Origin of the sequence: Aquibacillus saliphilus (assembly GCF_020404745.1) — a bacterium.
In the GTDB taxonomy this organism is placed as follows: Bacteria; Bacillota; Bacilli; order Bacillales; family Amphibacillaceae; genus Aquibacillus; species Aquibacillus saliphilus.
Map to the genome: position 1 here is coordinate 93,024 of NZ_JAIZAP010000013.1, position 23,726 is coordinate 116,749.

A 23,726-nucleotide genomic window follows, 5' to 3' on the forward strand; every position below is an offset into this window, starting at 1 on the left:
AATGGATTGCCTCCTTTATTTAATACGGTGTATCTCGATGATTTCGATAGCTAGGTCCCGAACTGTCATAGCAGTCATAAGGTGATCCTGAGAATGGACAAGGATAACATTTACTGACTGACCTTCTCCACTTGCTTCTTGTTGTAATAGTTTTGTTTGGAATTCATGGGCTTTACCCAACTCTTCTCCTGCTTCAACAATCTTCTTATCTGCTTCTTCAAAGTTGCCCTCTTTTGCCTCTTGTATTGCTTCCATTGCGCTTGATTTTCCGTTACCAGCATAAAGGATTATTTGAAATGCTATTTCTGTAATATTATCCAAGACGATTCACCTCTGATGTTTTTTATTATTTAACTAACTTTTAATCAAAAATATTATTATCTATTCAAGTTTAAATGAATACGTATCTCCCAACGAGTGGGAGATACGAACTATCTACTACGTTATAATTTTTTGCTTATTTAGACTCGCTACCTTGTTCATTTTTGTAATACTGATTATCCATGATTTTCAGGAATGGCCACCAGATAACAAATACGATAACAATGTTAACTATTTGTAGCACAGCACCCATAATATGGTTACCTGTTGCGAGGAATCCACTTAGGACTGCTGGTGTTGTCCAGGGTACAATAATACCGGCCGGTTTTGGAACTATTCCTGTTGCCATTGAGAAGTAAGTTACTAATGCAACTACTACTGGTGCAACTAACCATGGAATAAGAACTAATGGGTTCATGATAATAGGTAGGCCAAAGATAATAGGTTCGTTTACATTAAAAATTCCTGCTGGTCCACCTAATTTACCAAGTTCCTTTAACTGACGACTTCTACCGATTAGGAAGATACCAATAACAACCGCAAGTGTCATACCTGAACCACCAATACCAACGATAAAGGTATCGATAAATTGTTTTGTTACAATATTCGGAAGCTCTGTACCATTGATAAAAGCTTGATAGTTTTGGTCGTTTAATGCATACCAAATCGGGTCAAATACTGAGTTGACAATAATTTGTCCGTGTAATCCAAAGAACCAGAACAATTGGATTAAAAGCACCGCGAGAATTGTTGCAGGTAATCCACTACCTAGAGCAGTTAATGGCTCTTGAATTAATGTGTAAATAAAGTTTTGAACTGTATCAAACGGTGTGTAGCTAAAGATAATACGTACAATCAAAAATAGTGAAAGAGTTAATGTAATTGGAATTAATGCACTAAAAGATCTTGCTACAGCATCTGGAACACCTGCTGGCATTTTGATTGTTAAATTCTTTCTTACAAATAGGTGATATAGTTCTGCTGAAATAAATGCTGTGAAAATTCCAAGGAACATACCTTCTGCACCTAAGCTAGAAGTTGGAATAACACCTGAAGTTCCATCCAATACTTGTGGAGTTAAAATTAAGAAAGAACCAAGTGCTACAACCCCACCATAAATTGATTCACCTTCATTTACCTCAACCATTTTATAACCAATACCAATGATTACAAACAGTCCCATAATACTCAAGGTTGCTGCTGACGCTGGCCCTAAAGCACTTTGATAGGCAGCCCAGGCTTCCTCACTAATGACTTTGTCTAAGAACGGTAAGTTCGCAATTACAACAAAAATCGAACCAAAAATGATTAATGGTAATGCTACCATGAAACCATTACGTAATGCCGTTAGATAGCGGTTGTTGTTTAATTTATCCGCTATCGGCATTAGAATATTCTCTAATATTTCCATGAACCTATTCATCTGTATTGCCTCCCCTTTTTCTATCTCTATTTAGATGTGATTATTTTCCGTCTATTAATTCTATAGCTTTATTTAGAACTGCTTCCCCGTCAACGCGGCCATAAGCCATTGGATCAATAACATCAAGCGGTATTCCAACTTCTGCAGCAGTTACACCGAATTTTTTCTTCATAAATCTCATTTGTGGACCAATCAATAGAACATCCGCACGCTCCATATCTTTTGGTGCCTTGTCTTGAGCAACGGCCCATATTTCAACATCGATGCCTTTTGCTTCGGCTGCTTCCTTCATTTTTGTCACTAACAAACTAGTTGACATACCTGCTGAACAAGCTAATAATATACGTTTCATTTATAATTCCTCCTTGAGTAGGTAATATCTTTTTTGAAGCTAATTTCATTGTAGGTTAAAAGCGTTTTCATGAACACTCATTGTTTTTCCGTTGCGTAACGGAAATGATTGAGTGAAGATAGAATCATGTCAATTCTCCACATTTTATTTATTGTAAACTACTAATTTGAAGCAATTTCTATATCGATCTAAGTTTTTTGTGGATCCAAATAGCTGCTTGTAGACCATCTCCCATTGCAATCGTCACTTGTTCGGAATGTGGCACGACGTCACCTGCGGCCCATACCCGGTTAATACTTGTCATCATCGTTCTCGGGTTTACAAGGATATGGTTATTTTTATGTAACTTTGTTCCAAGAGATTTTGCTAAGTCTGACCTGACTATATTGCCACCAAAAGAGACGAATGCATGACTTGCTTCTATTACTTGTCCATCCGTTAACTTAACGCCTTGTATCAGAGAGCCTTCTGTAAATACTTCTGCAATTGATTTATTGTAGATAGGTATCTGTTTGTCTTTCAATTTCTCTTTGTTTTTCTGATCTATATCTTTTTGTTCATGATTAATATAGATCAACCGGTTTGTAAAGTAGCTTAACGATAAAGCCATACTTGCCCCAGAATTTCCTGACCCTAATACTAAAGTCCGTTTATCCTTAACTTCGTAACCGTCACAATCAGGACAAATATAAACACTTATTCCTAAACAAGGGGACAAATTGGCGAAATTAGGCAAGCGATCTTTCACTCCAGTTGCGAATAGGATTGTTTTGGCCTGATGGAATTTCTCTGATTGATCCATAACAACAAACTCGTCAAAATCTTTTTTCACTGTCCTTACTATTTCATTTAAGAATATCACGCCATAACCTTCTGCCTGTTGCTTACCTATATCACGTAAATATTGACCGCTCACACCGTCAGGCCAACCGATAATGTTGTGATAACACCTACATAGATTTGAACGTCCATCACTAGAGTCAATAACTAACACCTGATGTTGATATCTACCTAACTGGATAGCCGCTTGAATCCCTGCTATCCCACCACCAACTATTATGCAATCATACATTTTACCAACACCTTCCATTTATAAATCAAACTTATTGTTTGTAAGGAAAGTGAACCTATACTTAACTTTTTAATCTTTCGTTACACTATCAAATAGAATAAAGGTATAGTGATGTAATATAGATTAATAAATACTCAAGCTACGATTTTACATATGAAGGAGTTGCTATAAAGTGTGCAAAGTATTACAAATAGAGGATTTAACTATCCAAAATGTATCGATAATGAACGCTGCAGAATTTACCGGAGTTCATATCCATTTTCTAGTAAACAATCAAAGGTTCCAATTTCTAGTGGGGAATAGCCAATCTCCAATCCCACTGGGAATAAAACATACATTTTCAAAAAAAGACACATGCTCGCTATGTAATAAAAAAATCAATGCAGTCCCAGTAGGCCAGCAATTGTGTTTTTACTTACAAAAGAACAGACAGGCGTTACTAGACTTTTTTTTGAAGAACTATCCTAGTCATTTTTAAAAGCAAAAGGAACAAAAGTGTAAACGCCGGAGCTGAACGTGGCTAACTTAGTAATTAATTTTCCACAGCAGTCCTTTTTATAATTACGAGACAGTAAAAAAATCACCCCGACTAGTTTAGTCAGGGTGATTTTTTTAGAGTATTATTGCTAAGATTATTGGTATCGTAACAATACTAAGAAGTGTACTTATTAAAGTCACACTTGAAACAAATTCAGGCTTCACATCAAATTGAAGAGCATACATTGTTGTGTTTGCAGCAGTTGGCATTGCCGCCATCAGAATCAAAATATCTTTAACCACTTCATCAACTGGTAACAAAATCGTAATAAGGTAAGCAATTATCGGAGCAATAACTAGCTTAATCATTAAAGAAAAAGTTAATTTTCCAAATTCCAACTTCTTCAATGTAATCTTGGCCAGTTGCATTCCTAACACAATCATGATTGTTGGTATTGTAGCATCCGACACCATATTTACTGCTGTCATTAACTCGCTTCCTATACTTACATCAGTGATTTTCAAACAGATTCCGAGTACTGCTCCATATACAATTGGAACCTTAATCACTTCTTTTAATGGGGAAAAGTTCATCCCTTTTCCATTCGATCCACCTTTGGCGGCAACATAAATCCCAATTGTAGACATAATTAACTGCTGTAATACCATTAGAATTATTGCGTAATGAAGACCCGTTTCACCAAATACAATTAACACTAGCGGTGTTCCGTAATTGCCATTATTCATAAATGATGATGATAATATTAAGCTACTGGTAGTTGCATTGTCCCATTTCTTTGACAACCCAACAATGTAACAAATAAGTATCGACAACAGCATGAGCGAAACTAAGAAAAATCCTAGGTAAAAGTAATCCATATTTAAAGCATTTTGATAAAATGTTCGAAATGCTAAAAATGGAGACATTAAATAGATTGCCATTGTTGAAATGGGTTTACTATCCATTTTCAGAAACTTATATCCGACAAAACCAATAGCAAAGACCCCAAAAATAGGAATAAGGACAGTTATAAAATTCAAATCACATCACCTTTATCAATTATAAGTTAACACAAATTACTATAATAACTACTTAGTCCAACGCGACTTTCTAATCAGCTGGTTAATAACTTCTGATAAGACTAAGCCCATCGCAATTGCGCCTGATATAAGAAAAGCTTTTGCAGCAAGCTGAAGCGCGGCATTATAATCGTTTTCCACAAAATTACGCATTGCATCATATGCCAAACCACCAGGTACTAACGGAATAATTCCAGATACATTAAATATTATGATCGGTGTTTTGTATAATTTTGCACACAATTGACTCAGGATTGCTACCACAACTGCTGCAGCTACAGTTGCAGGCACTGCATCCACTGCTTGATTTATTAATAGCACATAAGTTAGCCAACCAAACATGCCAACTAATCCACATTGTATTAACGATTTTTTGGGCGCATTAAAGATTACTCCAAAGCCAGCAGCCGCAAAAAAACTAGTAATAAGCTGTTCTACTATCATAGTTAAAATCCCTTCCTAAACAAATGAAAAAGCAACTGCAATCCCCGCACCAATTGCGAATGCTGTTAGAAAGGCTTCCGCACCCTTGGAGAGACCAGATACAAGATGACCTGCCATTAAATCCCGAACAGCATTTGTTATTAATAAGCCTGGAACAAGAGGCATAACTGACCCGATTATAATCTTATCTAACTCATGGCCGACACCTAAATAGATAAACAATAATGCGAGACACCCGATAATAAGCGAGGCTAAAAATTCTGCAAAAAAGCGAATTTCAACAATATGATTAAAGTAAACCATCGATGAAAAGCCAATTCCTCCGGCAATAATTGCCGGCATGAAGTCATCCCATTGTCCTTTAAACATTATCGTAAAACAACCGCTAACCAAAGCAGCAGCCAGGATCTGGATAACAAGTGAGTAGGCGTGATTTTGGGCTTCAACCTCTTTCAATAATTCACTTGCCTCAGATAAAGTAAGCTCTCCACTACTGATTCGCCTTGAGATACTATTTACTACTGTTACTTTATGTAAATCTGTTGAACGTTCTGTAATTCTGACAAAGTTAGTTGCTTTTGTCCCTTCAATTGAAAACATAATACCTGTAGGAGTTACATAACTTTGAGAATCTTTAATACCAAAAGAAGCAGCCATTCTCATCATCGTATCTTCCACGCGATATGTTTCTCCTCCACTTTGAAGCATGACTTTACCAGCTAATAAACATATTTTAATTATTTGATTCGTATTTTGATTGTTTTTCATAAAATCTCTCCGACTTCAAACTAGAGTTATATTCGCTATTATAATGGGTTTCTACCTTTAAATATAGTAGTAATATCCTTTTAGATTCAAATAAAAGTCTTTTCGCTATCTGTACTTGCAGGATATAGTCACCTGCTTATTTTATAATTTTCCAAACAAATTAAAGATTGAGGCAGCGCCTTCGCTACCTCAATTTCCCCCAATTTAATAATCTTACGGTTTTCCAAACGGAAATGCATGATATAACGTAAGCAGTATGCTTCCTATGAGTGATAAGACTCCCATTGTAAAGTAAAGCGTTCCACCACCTGCAGTATCAATTAACGCTCCTCCAATTAAAGATCCAATAATACCAGACAGACCGAAGAATACAGATACGAATAAAAGGTGCCCAGTTGATTGTAAGTTTTTCGGTATTAACCTTGCTACATATTGAAAAGCAGATAAGTAAAAAATACCAAAGGTTAAACCATGCAATACTTGGAGTAATACAATTAGAACTGGATCATCAATGATAGAATAGCTAAACCACCGGAAACTGTATAACAATCCTGCTGCAATAATAAATAGTAGCGGGTGAAATTTACGGAACCAAAAAGCTGCTAAAGCAAACACTAACGCCTCACTGGCTACTCCAATAAACCATGACAGCCCAATTATACTTTCTGTTCCACCAAGACTTGCTATATATATACCCATAAAACTATCATTTGCACGGTGTGTAATTGTAAGAAACATGATTAAAAATAAAAAGATTAGAAAAGGACGGTTTTTAAGCAATACTTTTACATCACTTAATTGAATTGGTTGTGTTTCTACTTTCACATCCTTTAGGATAAAAGCAACAACTAACGCTGCTGCGGCAAAAAATAAATAAGGCCAGACGATATACTGAATCCCGACCATTGATAGAAACTCACCTACAAGTAAAGAAGACGTTGCGAAACCAATCGAACCCCACGTCCGAATAGCGCCAAATGATTTGCCTAGCGCTTGCGCCCTGCGCTGAGATAAACTATCACCTAATGCACCAATCGGCGAAGCAAAAAAGAACATTGCTGCTCCCATAATTAAGACAGTTACCAAACTATCCATTTGAAAGAATATAGTACTAAACAATAATACTCCAACCAAACAAAGGATTATTATTCGCTTTACTGTTTGGTACTTATCGCTCATATAACCCCAGAACGGCTGAGATATAATAGCTGCCATCGGACCAATTGCTAAAATCCAACCAATTTGTTTCCCATCGAAGCCTTTGTATTGAAGAAACAATGGGAGAAAGCTAACGATTACAGTATTTGCTGCATGAAAACTAAATAACAGCATTTTTAATGGTACCAACGTATCTTTATCTCTATTTAACACTGTACAATCTCTCCCTATCATGATGCCATCTTAGGAATGTCTGTTAATTTTTATCCAAATCTTTATTTGGCAATCCAAAAAAATCATTAATGTAAGTATAGTCTCCAGCCATTCGTCCTATTACATTTAGTTTTTTGGGATCAACTTTATCATTAGTCATATGAACATCATCTTTTATATGGTAACAAACCAGTCGACCAAGAACGAGGTTCCCTTCACCCACTGTAACAATTTGATCTAACTTACACTCCATCGACACTGGAGCCTCGGCTACTCTTTTTGGACTGATTAAATCGCTAGCTACTTTGGAAAGTTTAGCTTTCTCAAATTCATCTTCAGTTGGTTGATAGACTTGACTGCTCTCAAACATTTGATTTGCTAATGCCTCAGAAACAATATTTATTACAAAGCTACCAGTCTTTTTAATATTTGATAAAGTATCCTTCTCACCTGACGCTCGTTCTTTTCCAGAGCCAATTGAAAAACATAATGTAATCGGATTCATAGAAGCTACAGTGAAAAAGCTGAAAGGTGCAATATTGTCATTTCCCTGGTCATCAACGGTTGAGACCCATGCTATTGGTCTAGGAACTACAGCACCTTTAACTAACTTACTCATATCGTGATTTTTAAATTGTTGCTCATTTATAATCATAGTTAGCATTCTCCTCAGTTTGATGCCTTTTGACAACTATATCAATCATCGAACATTTATAGTTATCTTTACGCTACATATTATACGGTTAAACTGACCTCAATGAAAGCAACAACACTCCTACTCTACAAAGCGTGAAGAATAAATAAACCAACCTAGTTAGGCTGGTTTATTTTATCTCTTATCTATCCTAAATTAAGCTTCAGACTTAGAAAATCGTACCGTTGCTAAAACAATAAAGATTACACTTAATAAGCTAACAACGATAACTTCCTCAGAAAATGTAATGACATGATTAAAAACAGATAAATTTAGTCCCATCGCTTCTCTTAGAGCTGGTGCCATTTGCTCAGGCTGAAGGATGATTTTTTTAAACATATCTACAGAATAGGTCAACGGATTAATTTTAACCAAAAAGTTCATCCAAGTAGGCATCCCACTTAATGGGAAAAGAGCTCCCGATAAAAATAACATCGGGAAGATCAAAATCTGGATTACCATTTGAAATCCTTGAGAGGTTTTTAGCGTTGTTGCTATTAATAAGCCAATTGCAGACAGCGCAAAAGCCACTAAGAACATAACTGGTATAAGTTGCAGAACCATAGAGAAGGTTATTGTCACTCCAATAAAAGGAACAAAAATAAGCATCATTAGCCCTTGGAAAAGAGCTACAGTGCTTCCTCCTAATACTTTGCCTATTGCAATTGAAACTCTCGACATGGGCGAAACAAGTATTTCACGCATATATCCGAATTCTCTATCCTGAACGACTGACATCGCCGAAAAGATGGCGGTATTAAAAACTGTCATGCCAATAATTCCAGGAAACATAAATTCAACAAAATCAAAATCGGCGAGTGGTCCGGCTGATTCTGCGCCTCCAATCATTGATGACATCGCTCCACTCATTCCACTACCAAATAAAATTAAAAACATAAAAGGCATCGCAAAAGACCCAATCAGCCTTGCTCGGTCTCTAAAAAATTTAATAACATCTCTTTGCCAAATTGCAATGACCCCTTCCATTCTAATGCGGCCCCCTTTTCATTTGCTTTTTCGCAAGATCTCGTTTTGACATTGTTTCTTCTCTAATCTCTCGTCCAGTTAGATTTAGAAATACATCATTTAGCGTTGGTCTTCTAAGATTCACACTCGTTATTGAGATATCAAATTCTTTGACAAAGTTAACTAAAAATTCACTACCCTTATTGACTTGAAACGTGAGTGTTTTGTTGTCTGATTCAGATACCTCTGTATTGTATGTTTCTTCAATTCGCTTTTTTGCTTTTGCATTGTCTTCAGTTGAGATTTCAATGATATCTCCACCTACGTTATTTTTCAGTGCCTCTGGTGTATCTAACGCAATTAATTTGCCATTGTCCATGACAGCAACCCGGTCACAGATTTCAGATTCATCCATATAGTGGGTTGTTAAGAATATAGTAATGCCTGCTTTTTCCTTCAATTTTAAAATATATTCCCATATATGATTGCGTGTTTGTGGATCAAGACCGACTGTCGGTTCATCAAGAAATAGCACCTTGGGATAATGCAGTAGTCCTCTGGCAATTTCTAAGCGACGCTTCATACCACCTGAAAAAGTTTCAACGATATTGGAACGTTTATCCGTAAGGTCCACAATCTCAAGCACTTCCTGAATCCGTTCTTCCCTTTTGTGTTTTTCAATGTTATAAAACTTACAATGTAACATTAGATTTTCATTTGCTGTTAATTTCTCATCTAAGGTTTGTTCTTGGAAAATGAGACCTATGCTTGCCCTTACATCATTTTTCTTTTTAACAGTATCATAACCATTAATAGTGGCAGTCCCACTAGATGGTTTGATGATTGTTGAAAGCATATTTATCGTAGTACTTTTACCCGCACCATTTGGACCTAAAAACCCAAAGATTTCTCCTTCTTTAATTACTAGATCCACACCTTTAACAGCTTCAAAATCTTTGTAGTGTTTTTTCAGCCCCTTGACTTCGACAATATTCTCAGCCATTTATTCACACCTCAAATTCTTGGTTTTTTTACCACTTAGCAGGGTTCTAAGTGTATTTAGACCTGTCAATACTTGCTCTATTTGTTCGTTTGTAGCATCTGCAGCAATCGTTCCTAAGAACTGTGTTACCGTTTCATGGAACGAATGATGCAGCTCTTCCACTTGTTCAGACAAAACAACATGAACAACCCGTCTATCCACCTCACTCCTCATTCTTTTCACATAACCTGATTTTTCTAGTCGGTCTATTATCCCAGATACTGTACTATTGGCTAAGTTCATTTTGGTGCTAATTTCACTAACCTTCAGCTTTTTCTCCTCCGCCAACATAAAAATAACCATCATTTGAGGTGGAGTTAAATCATTTTCCTTAAACGCTTCTCTTAGCTGAGCATTTAAGGTTGCATTTACCTCCCTTATCAATGAGGCAATTTCAGAACCACTTTCTTGTTTCATCTTTTTATCACCCAAATAATTATTATATTTTGAAAACTAATATTTCGTATGCGAATTATTATATCATGAATGCTTCGCATACGAAATATATAATGTCATCACTCTTGTAATTATTAAATCAAAAAATATTGATATTACCTATTGTCAATTCCACTAATTGGTAATATACTTTAATCAAATAAAATTGATATATGCTTTCCATCTAGACTTTGTCTGTTTATATGCACTTATTTTATATCAACTTTTTTTGATATAAGGAGGGTTAACATGATCAATCAAGCTTTTATAAGTTTTATTAAGATCGCGGTCGAATTAACATTACTTTTTGTTGTAATCACATTCGTAATTAGCTTACTTCAACAATATATACCTTACGAAAAAATGGAAAAGAAATTGTCAGGTAAAAACAAGTATATCGCTGCATTATTTACACTACTATTTGCCTTTATTACACCATTTTGCTCATGTTCAACTATCCCCGTTGTCGTAAACATGCTGAAAAAAAAGCTCCCATTTTCAATTGTGATGATATTTCTTTTTTCTTCACCAGTATTAGATCCTACCATACTAACCATCATGGCTGTCATCATGGGCTTTAAAGTTACCGTTATCTATACGTTAGTAACTGCTAGCCTGTCCGTAATAATCGGCTTCACTCTTGAATCATTAAAAATGGAAAGAGCAGTAAAACACGTAGTAATGAAAGGATACCAAGAAAAAAAGGTGAAGTTCAGCTTCAAGTCTGCTTGGAAAGAAACACTTGAGTTAATGAATAGTGTTTATCCATACTTATTAATCGGATCAGCTATTGGCGCAGTCATTTATGGCTTCGTTCCAACCGATTGGATAGCTACTACATTCGGTAAAGAGGACTGGTGGTTGATTCCTTTAGCTGCTATCGTTGGTCTTCCGCTATATATCCGCTTATCGAGCATGATTCCTATTTCACAGATGCTCATCTTAAAAGGGATGGCACTTGGGCCAGTAATGGCTATGATGATAAGTTCAGCCGGAGCAAGCTTACCAGAGGTAGTGGTGCTGAAATCACTATTTAAAACGGAATTAGTCATTTTATTTGTCATATCAGTTATTGCAATGTCTACTATATCTGGATTTCTATTTTACTTTATTTAATTTACCGTAAATAGAAAGAAAAGGAGGTGATAGCATGATTGAATTTATAAAAAAATTAACAAGTAAAAATGAAAAAAACGACGATAACTGCTGTAACTTTGACATTAAAGAAGTAAGTGAAAATGAGACAAGTGACCATGAGGTAGAAAAAAAGGAATAGAGGCGCAGATGGGGCACACCTAAAAATCCCGAATAAGCGGCTGAGTCACTTATTCGGGATTTAGTAAATAAGAAATGAAAATCCTGTTATTTTTTTATAAAAAGCTGCGTCCAGTAATTACCATTCGTTGCATGTCCGACACCAATATGTGTTACATCTTTATTAAGAATATTCTTTTTGTGCCCTGGACTATTCATCCAGCCATTAACAACCTCTTCTGCCGATTGCTGCCCGGAGGCTATATTCTCTGCTGCAGTTGTATAATCAATACCAAACTCTTTTAACATGTCAAATGGTGATCCATATGTCGGTGAGGTATGTGAAAAATAATTATTAGCAGCCATATCGTCTGATTTTTTCTGCGCCACATTGGTTAGTTCTGTATCAGCAGACAAATTTGATAACCCGTTTTGCTGACGTTGTTCGTTAGTCAGTCGAACTACTTCCTTTTCTACTTCACTTATTTCGCCATCATTTGCACCAGCATTGTTATCAGCTGCATTAGTGTCACCGGTGTTGTTTTCTGTATTATCTTCTGGCGGCGATGTCCTTATCCCGTCATTTCCTTGTGTGTTTTGTTGCTTGTTTTGTTCTGTATCTTGTTGTGTGTTTTGTTGCCCTCTATTTGGTCCTTGCAAGCTTATTTGACCTTGTTCAGACCTTGTCATAAAGTTGAACCTATTTTGTTCTGTTCTATTAGTTACATTATCTTGTTGGCCACCAGGAGAATTAGGGCTGAAGATTATTGGATCAGCATTAAAGTCGTTACTATTTTGTTCAGTCAAACCTTCATCTTGTTGGTCATTCATGCCCTGATTAGTTGTATTACATGCGGACAAAAATAGGATAGATGCAATCAAAATTGCAAAACTTAATCTTAACATTTCCTTCACCTCTTTATTATTGTTGATAACTATTAATGTCCGCTGAAAGGTTAAAGATATTCACAATTTAAGAAGGCATTTAACTGAAGTAAAACCAAAAAAAGTCAATTTATTAACACATAAAAAGACTACAAGTCAAAATCAAACTAATTTGTAGTCTTATCATTTATTCTAAACTGGAGTTAGTTGTCCTCCGCTGTGGATAAATTGTTCATAACTATTGATACCTTTTTGGCAGATGGATTCACATTGTTATTGGCTTAAGTAAATGTTCATTTTATCTAAGACATTTTTGACAGCCTGTCTGTAAAATCTTCTCCATTATGACTAGTACAAAATAGGACTAATTCCCTTATAAATTATATTAAATTTTTAATTTCCTTGCCATTTTTACATATCTAGATTGTCTACTGAGACAAAAAGAATTGAATTCGAGGGGAAGACGCTGGAATTGTGGCTATCACTGATAACGAGTTATACACAGTCAAATAGATTTTCACCTTCCTAGAAAATAAAACGGGTTATCCACATGTGAGTAACCCGTTAGCTTTACTACTTATAGGTGATGAAGCCATAGAGAGATAAATATCCCAATTGCAGTTATGAAACCGACACTTGGTCCACCCTCCTTATATGCTTCTGGCATCATCGTTGAAGCCACCATTGAAATAATTGCACCTCCAGCGAAAGCACTCATTATTGCCTTTATACTATCTGATGCTGATTCAAGCATGACTCCACCTAATGACGATAGTGCCGAGAAAAACACAACAAATAACCACAGTATGATTATTTTCTTTTTTGAAAATCCATGTTTTTGCAGTCCTACTGTGCTCGATAATCCTTCAGGTAGATTACTAATAAATATCGAAATGACTAAAGCTAAACTAACTGATCCCCCACCAATCAAACTCATTCCAATCATAGCTGATTCGGGTAAAGTATCCATGACAGTGCCTATAAATAACCCCAGGCTTGATTCCTCGGAACCGGAAGAATTCTGATCATTATCTTTTTCAGATTTCTTTCTTTGGCGGCCACCTTTACGTGAAACTAAAATGTCTAAGATAGTAAATACCAAAGCTCCTCCTAAGAAACCAATTGCTATTTCTAAAAACCCGCTAATTTCAAGGGCTCCTTCTAGTAACTCATACGTTGTCGCTCCAATCAATGCACCCGTTCCAAGAGCCATAATAAAACCGATTATTCTTTTTGGGATAGAAAACTGTAGAACTATTAACGCGCCGAGTAAGGTAGCTGACGCAGCAAGTGTACCCCATAAGATGGCATTCCACATTTGAAGAGGCCCCCTTAGGCAAAAACATATCTCTTGTTTATAAGCTCTTCAATTCGGGATTAGTTTATTCTTTGTTTAAGACAAAAACAAATTACATAAACACATTTGTTAAATAATGATCCTGTTCTATGTTAATTCCGCGTTCAATTAATTGGTTCCATATCATCCGATCTAACAAATACGGTCCATTATTTTTCAAATTACTAACCTGATCCCTAGTTAACTTTAAAGAAAAGATCTTCGAACTTACATGAAACACAATCAGACACCCAGATTGTGTTTCCCAATTTACAATTATTTCAGGATTAAAATTTGATTCAATTAATTTTCGTCTCACACAATCTGTTACATGGCTTAGGAATCTTTCCTCATTCATATTTTTAGCCATATAACCTCTCGCCATTCCATTTGCATTCATTAACAAACACTCCCTCTTATTTCTATTGCTTTGAATGAATATAGTTTAAAAGAAGGATATAAAACACAAAAAATCCCTTTGCTTTTAAATGCAAAAGGATTCCCGTTTTCCGTTCCTTATCATTCAAAGCTAAATGCTTTGCTGGTAGAAGCACCTTGTTCAATCAAAAACAGGTTGCTGTGGAGTCTATGAGCCAGTGCTCTCGTCCACTCTAGATAATTATTTAATTACTATATAGTTTAACATAAAATTGTAATATTTGCCATTTATTTTGATTTCATTCAATATCGTTAATCTCAGGAAAAACATAACGATAAGAGACCGGAGATGTTAACACTGTAGAGGTATTTATAGTCCCATAAGGCATCAAGTTATCAATTAGCAATCGCATACTGTTCATACTGGTAACTGCTGCTTTTAAGAAATAACTTACATCACCCGTAACACGGTGACACTCTATGATATCCTGTTTTTGTTTAATTACTTTCTCAAACTCCTGTGGCGAAACCTTTAAACCACTTACTTGAATAATTAGCAGAATTTCTCTTCCAACAGCAGGCAGGGAAATTCTCGCACTAAACTCTTCAATGACTCCCTTATCTTCCAACCGGTGAATTCGCTCTGACACACTTGGACGGCTTAGAGCTAATTGCTTCGAAAGTTCACTAATCGTCATTCGTGCATCCTTTTGTAATATTTTCAGCAATTTCATATCAATTTGATCCATGAATTCACTCTCTTTTCACTTTGTTAATTATTATTTGAAATTACCTTCAATTATACCCTGTTTTTCAGCTAACTTATTCATTATTGCATATATAACACCGTTAGTTACCTCTAAAATAGAAAATAGATATAAAAATAGGGATGTCATACACTTTTTTTTAAAAAAAGACTCTTTCCTAAGTATTTTGGCTTTTAAAGCTTCGTAGTTGATAGAAAATGCGACGCAACTTTTGCTTTCTTCCACTCTAAATAAATTGAGTGCGATACGGTCGCTTCTGCAGAATACTTCGCTTTCCGTGGGCACGGCCTTAGCCTCCTCAGAATCAAAGAACGATTCTTCCGGGGTCTTCGGCCACGTGGGACTGCGATTACTCGTCCCATCGAAAACCTTTCGCTAGTCCCACAGGACAAGAGATACTTCGAAAGCATTGCCTCGCACGAAGAAAATCGATTTTAATTTTCGAGGAGTCTTCGTATTCTGCCTACGCTGAGTAGTGGTTTTCTGATTAATGAGTATCTATATGCCGTAAAATCAACATTTCGTGAGACTCTTGCCATTTGTACAGAAAGCTTTCCTAAGCGGAGGCAATACACGAAGACTCCTGCGGGAGGAAAGGCATAGATGAGACCCCGGAGTGCGCAGCACGAGGAGGCTCATCAGCCACCCGCGGAAAGCGAAGTGTATTGCCGCAGCGCTGACATAGCACTCATCTTATAAAGAATATAAATGGAAATCAACTCAGTAGTTACGTCGGAGTCTATAGATTTTGTGTCAGAAGCAACAACAATTTCGGCGGGACTATTGGACCACATCCCCTATCTTTCAGAAAAAAGCTTTAAAAAAAGTCACGTCTATAGGAGTCTGCCATGAAGAAAATAGTATCCATATTATTTGGAATTATCTTAGTAAGTATCGGAGTAATAATCCTTAATCGCTCGCAAATAGTTACAGGAGGAACAGCAGGACTTGCTCTAAACCTCTCCTACCTTTTCTCATCACCCTTTTCTATTATATTCTTCCTAATAAATATTCCATTTTATATCTTCTCAGTTATCAGAATGGGTTGGAAGTTCACGATTTCGACTACCTGCTCAGTAAGTTTATTATCTGTTTTCACTAGTTTTAACTACCTGATACCAACTTTTTCGATTCCAATTTGGATTGGTACAATCATTAGCGGTTTATTAATTGGTATTGGACTATCTTTTCTTTTTGCAAATGGCTCTTCACTTGGGGGAGCAAATATACTCGCATTATTTCTGCACAAAAGATATAATTTTAATCCTGGTTTAACGACGTTCATCTTTGACTTTTCAGTAGTACTGACAAGCTTATACGCAGTAGGACTAACTAAAGGAATAGCCTCAGTTTTCTCAATTGCAATTACATCGTTGGTGATAAGTTACTTTAAAAACCGCATTGTAGAAAAGAATATTGTAGCCAAACCTGACAAAGAAAAGTATGTTTTAAAACGAGAAGTGACAGCTACCCAATAACCTAAAACCGCCAAGTACCTGTTACGGTAACTTGGCGGTTTTAATTGTTACTTTTTTAATTCCTTTAATTGATTGATAATAATCGGCATTAAAGGATGATCCAAACTCAATCCAGATATTGTTTGCAGTGTTTGTTGATAACCCTTATTCTTAATTGTTTGTTGAAGTGAAACTGCTTCTTCGTCTTCATCAAACCGGTAAAGAAGTGCGGCAGCAATTGCTTTCGCTAAATAAATAGGCTCTTTATCTACTTTTTCTAAATAAAGACTTGCTGGTCGAATTAAGCGATCATTTCCACCAAGTTTGCGGATCGGTCCACGTCCAACTCGTGTTACCTCATCAGAGATATATGGGTTTACAAATCTATTAAGAATCTTAGTTATATAATTCTCGTGATTTTCCCTATCAAAATGATACATCTGAATTAAAGCCTCACCTGATTCACTAAGTGCAGCCTTAGTCCATCCTTTTATTCGGTCAGAATCCATCGCTTCCTTAATTGTTTTGTAACCAAAGTGACGTCCAAGATATGCTACAACTGCATGACCTGTGTTCACGGTAAATAATTTTCGTTCAATATAAGGCGCTAAATCATTTACATAGGTGATTCCATCAATTGGTGGTTTACTTCCTTTTACATCTGTATCTTCTACAACCCACTCATAATATGGTTCAACAGATACAGTTAACGGATCCTCGTTTACTTGGTTTGGAACAATTCGATCGACTGCTGAGTCCGGAAAACCGTATAACTTTACAAATTCTGCTTTCTCTTGATCTGTTACATGTTCTAAAACCTTTTCTTTTAGAAGGGAGCTACCCCCTATCATATTCTCGCAAGCAATAATAGTTAATGGTTGATCTGTGACTGATTTCCTTTGACTTAAACCCTTTGCTATTATCTCAGCTATAATTGGTAAAATATTAGGTCCTACAGCGGTGGTAATAATATCGGCTTTAACAATTGCCTCAATAACTTTTTCAGGATTATCAACACTATTTATTCCAGATACATTTTCAACTAGGAATTCTTCTTTAAACTGATCAGCTAACACGACTTTATATTGTCGTTTTTCGTTCAACTCATCAATAATATTTTTATTTACATCGACAAACTGGGTAGTATATCCTGACTTATATAATAAGGCTCCAATAAAACCTCTGCCAATATTGCCTGCCCCGAAATGAACTGCAAACATTTAATTCACCTCATTAAACATATCTATAATATCTTCCGCTGACTTTGCATTTACTATTTTTTCAATATTATCTTCATCAGCACATACTAGAGCAATTTTAGACAAAATTTCTAAGTGCTCGTCTCCTTTACCAGCAATACCTATTAAAATTTTCACAATATTGCCGTTCCCAAAATCTATCCCCTCTGGAGCCGTCACCACAGATAACCCTGTCTCCTTTACAGCAATTTTCGCATCCTCAGTACCATGAGGAATGGCTACATTATTACCGATAAAAGTAGAGGTCACTTGCTCACGTTCTAACATTTTATCAACATAAGACCGTTCCACATAGCCATTTTTCACAAGGATGTCTCCAGTGTAACGGATAGCTTCCTCTTTATTATCTAACGACACTTCTAAACTAATATTTTCTTTTGTTAAAATTTGTTTTGCCATAACCCTAAAACACTCCTTCTTATAACTTTTGATTAATATATTCATTTAATTGATGTGATAAAAATTGATTAATTCTAGATTCATCTTTTGATTGAAAAACACTTATGCTTTCCTGGCCACTGATAATCAGTCCACTGATATAACTTAGGATATCTAAACTCTCCTCTGTAGCACTACTTGGCGCAAGCATAAGTAGAACACTATCTACATCTATCTTTTTATTATTATCCATTGAACCTACCGTAATTGCGTGATCTAGAGCATAGATAGAAAATATAGGTCTTCTGATTGATTCATTACGCGTGTGGTATAGTGCCAGTGATGTATTAGGAATACCGAGACCTCCTAATTGTTGACGCTTAATAAGATCTTCCACAACAGACTCATTATCCTCAATCACTTGTTCTTCCTTCAGCTTAGCACTAGCGCTTTCCAATACTTGTTCAATTGATTTCTTCCCTTTTAATTGGTATACCCGAAGTCCAAGTAATAAATCTAGTGTTACTTTAGAATAGCGTTGCATCATTTGTAGCCTATTTAAAATATTTTCTCTCGATTTCACTTCGTCTTTTTTAGCTACTGGTTTTTGCCCAGCACCTTTACTAACCTTCAAGCGCCTTACATACCGTTTGATTTTATGAATTTCAGATTGGGTAAGAATAGGAGACGCTAGAATATATTCATTAGTCATATCTCTTAATGGAATCGTTGAAATAATTAGGTTGTAATCAGATAAATCCATTTTTTCTAGTTCAAAAAGTGATTTAGTAGTTACTTGGGTTACTTCAGGTATTTGATGGTTTAAACGTGATGCTAACATTTTTGAAGTCCCTATTCCACTTGAACATACAACTAACGCATTCACCTCTAGATTGTCCTCGACAGTAAGTAGCGCTGATGCAAAATGTAGGACAAGATAACCTATTTCTTCGTCTGGAAAATCTGTATCAGTAAATACTTCTTTTACTCCTAAGTCAATAATAGTAAACAGATCCTGATAATCTTCTTTGATTTCTTTTAACAACGGATTTTTAATATTCATCTGTTTTTTTAACCGATAAATAGTCGGTTTAAGATGAGCAACTAAGTCACTTAACAATCGTGAATTATTCGTTAATTCTTCATCAAATTGATTACTTATAAAACTTATTAACTCTTTCGCCTTATAGGCTATATCTAATGACGATTCTTCCAATAAGTAATCATGATCATATCGTATTTTTGCGCCCATTAAGTGCATGGTGATATAACCAATTTCATCATCTGGGATTTTCATTTGAAAAGCTTTTTCTAAGTCTTTAATCATTTTTTCAGCTATTTCGTATTCGTTTGTATCCTCGATATCATGAAGATAATTCGAATCAAATTGTATATTTTCTCCATGTTGAAGCCTTTCAATTGCAAGAGCTAAATGGACAACAAGACCAATATATCCACTATCAGCTAATTCATATGGTAGTTCTGACCTCAATCTCTCTACACTTTTCTCAATTGTTAACAATTTACTTCGATCAACCAGACCAAGCAGTCGATTAGAAATAGTATCCAACTGTTGATTGGATTTTTTTTCGATATTTTCTCGTAAAAGAGAAATGAAATCAAATTCGTCCATATGCTGTGATATTAGATAGCTTAATGCTGCTCGTTTATTCTCTTCTTTTCCTTCGACCTTAACCCCATAACCTCTTTTACGGATAAGCTCTAATTGGTAATCTGTTAATTTCTCACCAATTTTATCTAAGTCATTACTAATTGTCGCAATTGTCACATGGAGCTCATTTGCAAGTGTAAATAATTTAATTGGTTGATTACTTTCTAATAAAGTTGAAGTAATAATCGCATGTCTTTCTTCTGGGGTGTAGTCTGTGTGTTGAACATTAAATAACGCTCTTTCTAGCAACTCTTTATCTGCCGTGTCACCTGTTATATGAATACCGACACCAGATTTCTTGCTTATCCTTAAATTGTATTGTTTAAGAAGGTCCTCAACACTTTTTAAATCTCGGTGTACCGTTCTAGAACTAACATCTAGATTGTCCGCAAGTTGCCTAATGGTTGCCTCTCCTTGTTGACTTAATAAAAATTCTAGAATCTTTCGTTCCCTACCAGAAATGTACAGATAACCCACCTCCCACAGTGACTCTGATTAATAGATGGTGACAACATCTAATTACTTCTACTTTGATAATAACTGTTAATGACCGATAAAAACAATGTGTATCACTACTAAATTAGTCCAATTACTTGTTGACATTATTTAAGAACAAAAGTGTAGGTGCCGGAGCAGGACGTGGACAATCCTATTATTGATTCCACATGGCAATCATTTTATAATTTCCTACACAGTAAATAAAACCCTCCAGTACATACTAGTCACTGGAGGGTTTGTTTATACTATTTCTTTAATCTTTCTACTAATTCTTGATACCTTGGACTGTTCAAGAAATTTTCAACTGAAATATGATGAGCAGTTGGTACTTTTGCTTTGGCACGATCCGTTAAATCTTTATGTGTGATGATAATATCCGCATCACTTGGAAGCTGATTAATTGCAGTGTTTGTAACATCAATGTTAATACCAGCTTTTTTAAACTTATCTCGTAATAATGATGCGCCCATTGCACTCGAGCCCATTCCTGCATCACATGCAAAGACAACTTTATCTACATTATCCTCAGATACTTCCTCTGGTGTAGCAACTTCAGCGTTGCTTAATGAACCTGAGACAGAGCTTTTCTTTCCTTTTAAGTTTTCCATCTTACCAGTTGCTGCGGATAAACCTTCTTCTTCCTCTTCTACTTTGCTTGTTTTTAAAATGAGCGAAGCAATTAGGAAAGATACTGCTGTTGCAACAATAACCCCTAGTAACATGCCAATATGATTCCCTTTTGGTGTCATCGCGAGTAAAGCAAAGATACTTCCTGGTGATGGTGTAGCAGATAATCCTGTATTAAAGATTGTGAAAGTTAGTACACCACTTGCACCACCACCGATAGCAGCTAAAATTAGTGCTGGCTTCATTAAAATGTATGGGAAGTAAATTTCATGTATCCCGCCGAAAAAGTGAATGATCGATGCACCGTATGCAGAGCTTTTTGACATTCCTTTTCCAAATACCATAAATGCTAGTAAAATACCTAGACCTGGTCCAGGGTTAGTTTCTAATAAGAATAAGATCGACTTTCCTGCCTCAGCGGCCTGTTCTACGCCGAGTGGGCTTAAAATCCCGTGGTTAATTACATTGTTTAAGAATAATACCTTAGCTGGCTCAATAAATATACTTGCTAATGGTAATAATCCAGCATTTACAATAACTTCTACCCCTGCTCCTAAAGCATTATTTAGACCTTGAACAATTGGTCCAATAACTCCGTAAGCAATACCTGCTAGAATTGCTCCTAAAATACCTGCAGAGAAGTTATTATAAAGCATTTCGAATCCAGAACGAATCTTTGGTAACAAAGCATCATCAATCTTTTTAATGAGGTAACCACCAAGGGGTCCCATTAACATTGCACCAAGGAACATTGGGATATCTGCGCCTACGATAACCCCCATTGTGGCTGTAGCACCAACGACACCACCACGAATATCATATACTAACCTACCACCTGTAAAACCAATTAATAATGGCAACAGGTAAATGATCATCGGATCGACCATTTCTGCTAGACCTTCATTAGGATACCAGCCTGTTGGAATAAATAATGCGGTTATAAGTCCCCACGCGATAAATGCAGCAATATTAGGCATAATCATACCACTTAAGTAACTACCAAACTGTTGTACTTTTGCACGAAATCCTTTTTGTGCCATGTAAATCCTCCTTTTTAATTTATGGTACTATTAATAAATATCTTATCTTTAGAATAAAGCGTTTCCAGTTGTTATAGCAAGACTATCTAAAAGTGCTTTTGTCAATAACAATGTTGACATATTTTTTGTACCCGTTAACAGGCATTAAAAAGATTTAATTTCTATTCATGACCTTTTTACAATCAAATTAATTGTTATAGCTTAACGCTTTGAGGAGGAAAAAGTTTGAGTGAAAATTATAGAACGCTTGAAGAAATCAGGCAGGCTCTAGAAAAAGGTGAAGAAACTTCTCTTCATTTGACTAAGAAGTATATGGACAGAATAGCTAAATACGATAAAAATAAGACGAAAATAAATGCAATTATTGAACTTAATCCAGATGCCATACATATTGCAGAAGCATTAGATACTGAAAGAGAACAAACTGGTTCAAGAGGACCGCTTCATGGTATTCCAATTTTACTTAAGGATAATATTGATACCGGGGACAAAATGCATACTAGTGCAGGCTCCATCGCTTTAGCTACCAACTATGCAAAAGCGGACTCGTTTGTTGCCAAAAAACTTAGAGAAGCTGGAGCCTTGATATTAGGCAAAGCGAACTTAACGGAGTGGGCCAACTTTATGACAGAGGGTATGCCCAATGGTTATAGCTCTAGAGGCGGACAAGTGTTAAACCCTTATGGGCCAGGTAGGATTGATGTTGGAGGTTCCAGTTCAGGTCCTGCAGCAGCTGTTGCAGCTGGATTTGCGGCTGCAAGTATTGGAACAGAAACAAGTGGTTCCATACTTAGCCCAGCTAGTAGTAACTCACTAGTCGGCATTAAACCAACAGTCGGATTAATTAGTCGAACTGGTATTATCCCTATCGCCCATAGCCAAGATACAGCAGGACCATTGACACGCACTGTTACAGATTCAGCCATACTACTAGGAGTATTAGCAGGAGTTGATGAGTTGGACCCTGCAACGAGAACTAGTATTAAAAATAAAGAATTCGACTATACGAAACACTTAAATAGCGACGGTTTAAAAGGCGCTAGAATTGGTGTCGATCGAAATTACCTAGCTGAGCTTGATAGCGATGAATTAGGACTTGTTGAAAAAGCAATCGAGGACATGAAGGCGCAAGGTGCCAAAATAATAGATCCTGTTGAAATTGCTACAAATCCATCAAACTACACTGTTTTATTCCATGAGTTTAAAAGCGACTTAAATGCCTACTTAGCTAACCTATCAGCAAATGTTCCTGTTCACTCCCTGGCTGAAGTTATAAAATATAATCTTGATCATGCTGACTCCACCTTGAAGTATGGGCAAAAATTATTGCTAGAATCTGAAGAAAAAAGTGGTACGTTAACAGAGGCCGAATACATTGATGCCCGTTTAGAAGACTTAAAGCTGTCAAAGGAAAAAGGAATTGATGCCGTTATTAAAGAACATCAATTGGATGCACTCTTATTCGCAAACAACTACGGTGCAGATATTGCAGCCAAAGCTGGTTATCCGTCAATAACTGTACCTGCTGGTTACACCACGGGCGAAAGACCAATTGGTATTACACTGACAGGGACTGCATACAATGAGGCTAAACTAATCGAATTAGCCTATGGCTATGAACAAGCGACAAAACATCGTAAAAATCCAAGCTTATAGAGAATTTTCAGACCTGCCCGTATGGTTGGTCTTTTCTTTTGAAATGAGTATAAAATCTACAAACTAACGACATT

General features: G+C 36.1%; 25 protein-coding genes and 1 riboswitch. Of the genes, 5 read left to right on the forward strand and 20 right to left on the reverse strand.

Annotation, left to right across the window (positions count from 1 at the left end):
* Positions 1-15: 15 nt before the first annotated feature.
* The 4 genes from LD272_RS14020 to LD272_RS14035 form a co-directional block, all read right to left on the reverse strand.
* Positions 16-321 (reverse strand): PTS sugar transporter subunit IIA, encoded by a 306-nt coding sequence (locus LD272_RS14020; RefSeq protein WP_226037238.1) that lies wholly within the window; start codon positions 319-321, stop codon positions 16-18.
* 136 nt (positions 322-457) lie between these two features.
* Positions 458-1,744 carry a PTS cellobiose transporter subunit IIC gene (gene celB / locus LD272_RS14025; protein ID WP_226037239.1) on the reverse strand — a complete coding sequence of 429 codons (1,287 nt, stop codon included), beginning with the start codon at positions 1,742-1,744 and terminating at the stop codon, positions 458-460.
* A gap of 40 nt (positions 1,745-1,784) precedes the next feature.
* The gene (locus tag LD272_RS14030) at positions 1,785-2,096 is read right to left on the reverse strand and encodes a PTS sugar transporter subunit IIB (RefSeq protein ID WP_226037240.1); all 312 of its coding nucleotides are present in this window, start codon (positions 2,094-2,096) and stop codon (positions 1,785-1,787) included.
* Between the two features lie 178 nt (positions 2,097-2,274).
* Positions 2,275-3,168 (reverse strand): NAD(P)/FAD-dependent oxidoreductase, encoded by an 894-nt coding sequence (locus LD272_RS14035; RefSeq protein ID WP_226037241.1) that lies wholly within the window; start codon positions 3,166-3,168, stop codon positions 2,275-2,277.
* Between the two features lie 172 nt (positions 3,169-3,340).
* On the opposite strand from LD272_RS14035, the gene LD272_RS14040 reads away from it, so the two are divergent.
* A complete protein-coding gene (locus LD272_RS14040; RefSeq protein WP_226037242.1) occupies positions 3,341-3,646 on the forward strand; it encodes a hypothetical protein in 306 nt (101 codons plus the stop codon).
* 134 nt (positions 3,647-3,780) lie between these two features.
* Here the strand turns inward: LD272_RS14040 and LD272_RS14045 are convergent, their stop codons facing one another.
* The 8 genes from LD272_RS14045 to LD272_RS14080 all read right to left on the reverse strand — a co-directional run bounded on the left by LD272_RS14045 (position 3,781) and on the right by LD272_RS14080 (position 10,427).
* On the reverse strand, positions 3,781-4,686 hold the full coding sequence (locus tag LD272_RS14045) for an AEC family transporter (RefSeq protein ID WP_226037243.1): 906 nt from the start codon (positions 4,684-4,686) through the stop codon (positions 3,781-3,783).
* A 48-nt stretch (positions 4,687-4,734) separates the two neighbouring features.
* Complete coding sequence (locus LD272_RS14050; RefSeq protein ID WP_226037244.1) at positions 4,735-5,169, reverse strand: threonine/serine exporter family protein; 435 nt, start codon at positions 5,167-5,169, stop codon at positions 4,735-4,737.
* 15 nt (positions 5,170-5,184) lie between these two features.
* Positions 5,185-5,937 (reverse strand): threonine/serine exporter family protein, encoded by a 753-nt coding sequence (locus tag LD272_RS14055; RefSeq protein WP_226037245.1) that lies wholly within the window; start codon positions 5,935-5,937, stop codon positions 5,185-5,187.
* 213 nt (positions 5,938-6,150) lie between these two features.
* Positions 6,151-7,308, reverse strand: a complete 1,158-nt coding sequence (locus LD272_RS14060; RefSeq protein ID WP_369413985.1) for an MFS transporter — start codon at positions 7,306-7,308, stop codon at positions 6,151-6,153.
* A gap of 43 nt (positions 7,309-7,351) precedes the next feature.
* Positions 7,352-7,963: a flavin reductase family protein gene (locus tag LD272_RS14065; protein WP_226037246.1), complete on the reverse strand. Its 612-nt coding sequence runs from the start codon at positions 7,961-7,963 to the stop codon at positions 7,352-7,354.
* 195 nt (positions 7,964-8,158) lie between these two features.
* The gene (locus tag LD272_RS14070) at positions 8,159-8,989 is read right to left on the reverse strand and encodes an ABC transporter permease (protein ID WP_226037247.1); all 831 of its coding nucleotides are present in this window, start codon (positions 8,987-8,989) and stop codon (positions 8,159-8,161) included.
* A 1-nt stretch (position 8,990) separates the two neighbouring features.
* Positions 8,991-9,971, reverse strand: a complete 981-nt coding sequence (locus LD272_RS14075; protein ID WP_226037248.1) for an ATP-binding cassette domain-containing protein — start codon at positions 9,969-9,971, stop codon at positions 8,991-8,993.
* The gene (locus LD272_RS14080) at positions 9,972-10,427 is read right to left on the reverse strand and encodes a MarR family winged helix-turn-helix transcriptional regulator (protein ID WP_226037249.1); all 456 of its coding nucleotides are present in this window, start codon (positions 10,425-10,427) and stop codon (positions 9,972-9,974) included.
* Between the two features lie 267 nt (positions 10,428-10,694).
* On the opposite strand from LD272_RS14080, the gene LD272_RS14085 reads away from it, so the two are divergent.
* Together LD272_RS14085 and LD272_RS21480 are read left to right on the forward strand one after the other, a co-directional pair.
* Complete coding sequence (locus LD272_RS14085; RefSeq protein WP_226037250.1) at positions 10,695-11,561, forward strand: permease; 867 nt, start codon at positions 10,695-10,697, stop codon at positions 11,559-11,561.
* A gap of 34 nt (positions 11,562-11,595) precedes the next feature.
* Positions 11,596-11,721, forward strand: a complete 126-nt coding sequence (locus tag LD272_RS21480) for a hypothetical protein (protein WP_255639761.1) — start codon at positions 11,596-11,598, stop codon at positions 11,719-11,721.
* Positions 11,722-11,807: 86 nt separating this feature from the next.
* Here LD272_RS21480 and LD272_RS14090 read toward each other — a convergent pair whose 3' ends face one another.
* The 4 genes from LD272_RS14090 to LD272_RS14105 form a co-directional block, all read right to left on the reverse strand.
* Positions 11,808-12,605, reverse strand: coding sequence for a CAP domain-containing protein (locus LD272_RS14090; protein WP_226037251.1), 798 nt, complete (start codon positions 12,603-12,605; stop codon positions 11,808-11,810).
* Positions 12,606-13,161: 556 nt separating this feature from the next.
* A complete protein-coding gene (locus LD272_RS14095; protein ID WP_226037252.1) occupies positions 13,162-13,902 on the reverse strand; it encodes a ZIP family metal transporter in 741 nt (246 codons plus the stop codon).
* Between the two features lie 91 nt (positions 13,903-13,993).
* Positions 13,994-14,320 carry a hypothetical protein gene (locus tag LD272_RS14100; RefSeq protein WP_226037253.1) on the reverse strand — a complete coding sequence of 109 codons (327 nt, stop codon included), beginning with the start codon at positions 14,318-14,320 and terminating at the stop codon, positions 13,994-13,996.
* A 113-nt stretch (positions 14,321-14,433) separates the two neighbouring features.
* A riboswitch (SAM riboswitch) is annotated at positions 14,434-14,542 on the reverse strand.
* 55 nt (positions 14,543-14,597) lie between these two features.
* Positions 14,598-15,047 (reverse strand): Lrp/AsnC family transcriptional regulator, encoded by a 450-nt coding sequence (locus LD272_RS14105; RefSeq protein ID WP_226037254.1) that lies wholly within the window; start codon positions 15,045-15,047, stop codon positions 14,598-14,600.
* 866 nt (positions 15,048-15,913) lie between these two features.
* On the opposite strand from LD272_RS14105, the gene LD272_RS14110 reads away from it, so the two are divergent.
* The gene (locus LD272_RS14110; RefSeq protein WP_226037255.1) at positions 15,914-16,543 is read left to right on the forward strand and encodes a YitT family protein; all 630 of its coding nucleotides are present in this window, start codon (positions 15,914-15,916) and stop codon (positions 16,541-16,543) included.
* A gap of 47 nt (positions 16,544-16,590) precedes the next feature.
* Here LD272_RS14110 and LD272_RS14115 read toward each other — a convergent pair whose 3' ends face one another.
* The 4 genes from LD272_RS14115 to LD272_RS14130 form a co-directional block, all read right to left on the reverse strand.
* Positions 16,591-17,742: a mannitol-1-phosphate 5-dehydrogenase gene (locus LD272_RS14115; protein WP_226037256.1), complete on the reverse strand. Its 1,152-nt coding sequence runs from the start codon at positions 17,740-17,742 to the stop codon at positions 16,591-16,593.
* Entirely contained in the window at positions 17,743-18,180 is a 438-nt protein-coding gene (locus tag LD272_RS14120; RefSeq protein ID WP_226037257.1) for a PTS mannitol transporter subunit IIA, read from the reverse strand. It abuts the gene before it with no gap.
* A 19-nt stretch (positions 18,181-18,199) separates the two neighbouring features.
* A complete protein-coding gene (locus LD272_RS14125; protein WP_226037258.1) occupies positions 18,200-20,308 on the reverse strand; it encodes a BglG family transcription antiterminator in 2,109 nt (702 codons plus the stop codon).
* 266 nt (positions 20,309-20,574) lie between these two features.
* Positions 20,575-21,996, reverse strand: coding sequence for a PTS mannitol transporter subunit IIBC (locus LD272_RS14130; RefSeq protein ID WP_226037259.1), 1,422 nt, complete (start codon positions 21,994-21,996; stop codon positions 20,575-20,577).
* Between the two features lie 225 nt (positions 21,997-22,221).
* Between LD272_RS14130 and LD272_RS14135 the strand changes: the two genes are divergently transcribed.
* Positions 22,222-23,652: an amidase family protein gene (locus LD272_RS14135; protein WP_226037260.1), complete on the forward strand. Its 1,431-nt coding sequence runs from the start codon at positions 22,222-22,224 to the stop codon at positions 23,650-23,652.
* The last annotated feature ends 74 nt before the right edge of the window (positions 23,653-23,726 follow it).

Coding starts and splice junctions, on each gene's coding strand:
- celB (WP_226037239.1), bottom strand. CDS start 1,744: ATGAATAGGTTCATGGAAATATTAGAGAATATTCTAATGCCGATAGCG.
- LD272_RS14030 (WP_226037240.1), bottom strand. CDS start 2,096: ATGAAACGTATATTATTAGCTTGTTCAGCAGGTATGTCAACTAGTTTG.
- LD272_RS14035 (WP_226037241.1), bottom strand. CDS start 3,168: ATGTATGATTGCATAATAGTTGGTGGTGGGATAGCAGGGATTCAAGCG.
- LD272_RS14050 (WP_226037244.1), bottom strand. CDS start 5,169: ATGATAGTAGAACAGCTTATTACTAGTTTTTTTGCGGCTGCTGGCTTT.
- LD272_RS14055 (WP_226037245.1), bottom strand. CDS start 5,937: ATGAAAAACAATCAAAATACGAATCAAATAATTAAAATATGTTTATTA.
- LD272_RS14065 (WP_226037246.1), bottom strand. CDS start 7,963: ATGATTATAAATGAGCAACAATTTAAAAATCACGATATGAGTAAGTTA.
- LD272_RS14070 (WP_226037247.1), bottom strand. CDS start 8,989: ATGGAAGGGGTCATTGCAATTTGGCAAAGAGATGTTATTAAATTTTTT.
- LD272_RS14075 (WP_226037248.1), bottom strand. CDS start 9,971: ATGGCTGAGAATATTGTCGAAGTCAAGGGGCTGAAAAAACACTACAAA.
- LD272_RS14080 (WP_226037249.1), bottom strand. CDS start 10,427: ATGAAACAAGAAAGTGGTTCTGAAATTGCCTCATTGATAAGGGAGGTA.
- LD272_RS14085 (WP_226037250.1), top strand. CDS start 10,695: ATGATCAATCAAGCTTTTATAAGTTTTATTAAGATCGCGGTCGAATTA.
- LD272_RS21480 (WP_255639761.1), top strand. CDS start 11,596: ATGATTGAATTTATAAAAAAATTAACAAGTAAAAATGAAAAAAACGAC.
- LD272_RS14090 (WP_226037251.1), bottom strand. CDS start 12,605: ATGTTAAGATTAAGTTTTGCAATTTTGATTGCATCTATCCTATTTTTG.
- LD272_RS14095 (WP_226037252.1), bottom strand. CDS start 13,902: ATGTGGAATGCCATCTTATGGGGTACACTTGCTGCGTCAGCTACCTTA.
- LD272_RS14100 (WP_226037253.1), bottom strand. CDS start 14,320: ATGAATGCAAATGGAATGGCGAGAGGTTATATGGCTAAAAATATGAAT.
- LD272_RS14105 (WP_226037254.1), bottom strand. CDS start 15,047: ATGGATCAAATTGATATGAAATTGCTGAAAATATTACAAAAGGATGCA.
- LD272_RS14110 (WP_226037255.1), top strand. CDS start 15,914: ATGAAGAAAATAGTATCCATATTATTTGGAATTATCTTAGTAAGTATC.
- LD272_RS14115 (WP_226037256.1), bottom strand. CDS start 17,742: ATGTTTGCAGTTCATTTCGGGGCAGGCAATATTGGCAGAGGTTTTATT.
- LD272_RS14120 (WP_226037257.1), bottom strand. CDS start 18,180: ATGGCAAAACAAATTTTAACAAAAGAAAATATTAGTTTAGAAGTGTCG.
- LD272_RS14130 (WP_226037259.1), bottom strand. CDS start 21,996: ATGGCACAAAAAGGATTTCGTGCAAAAGTACAACAGTTTGGTAGTTAC.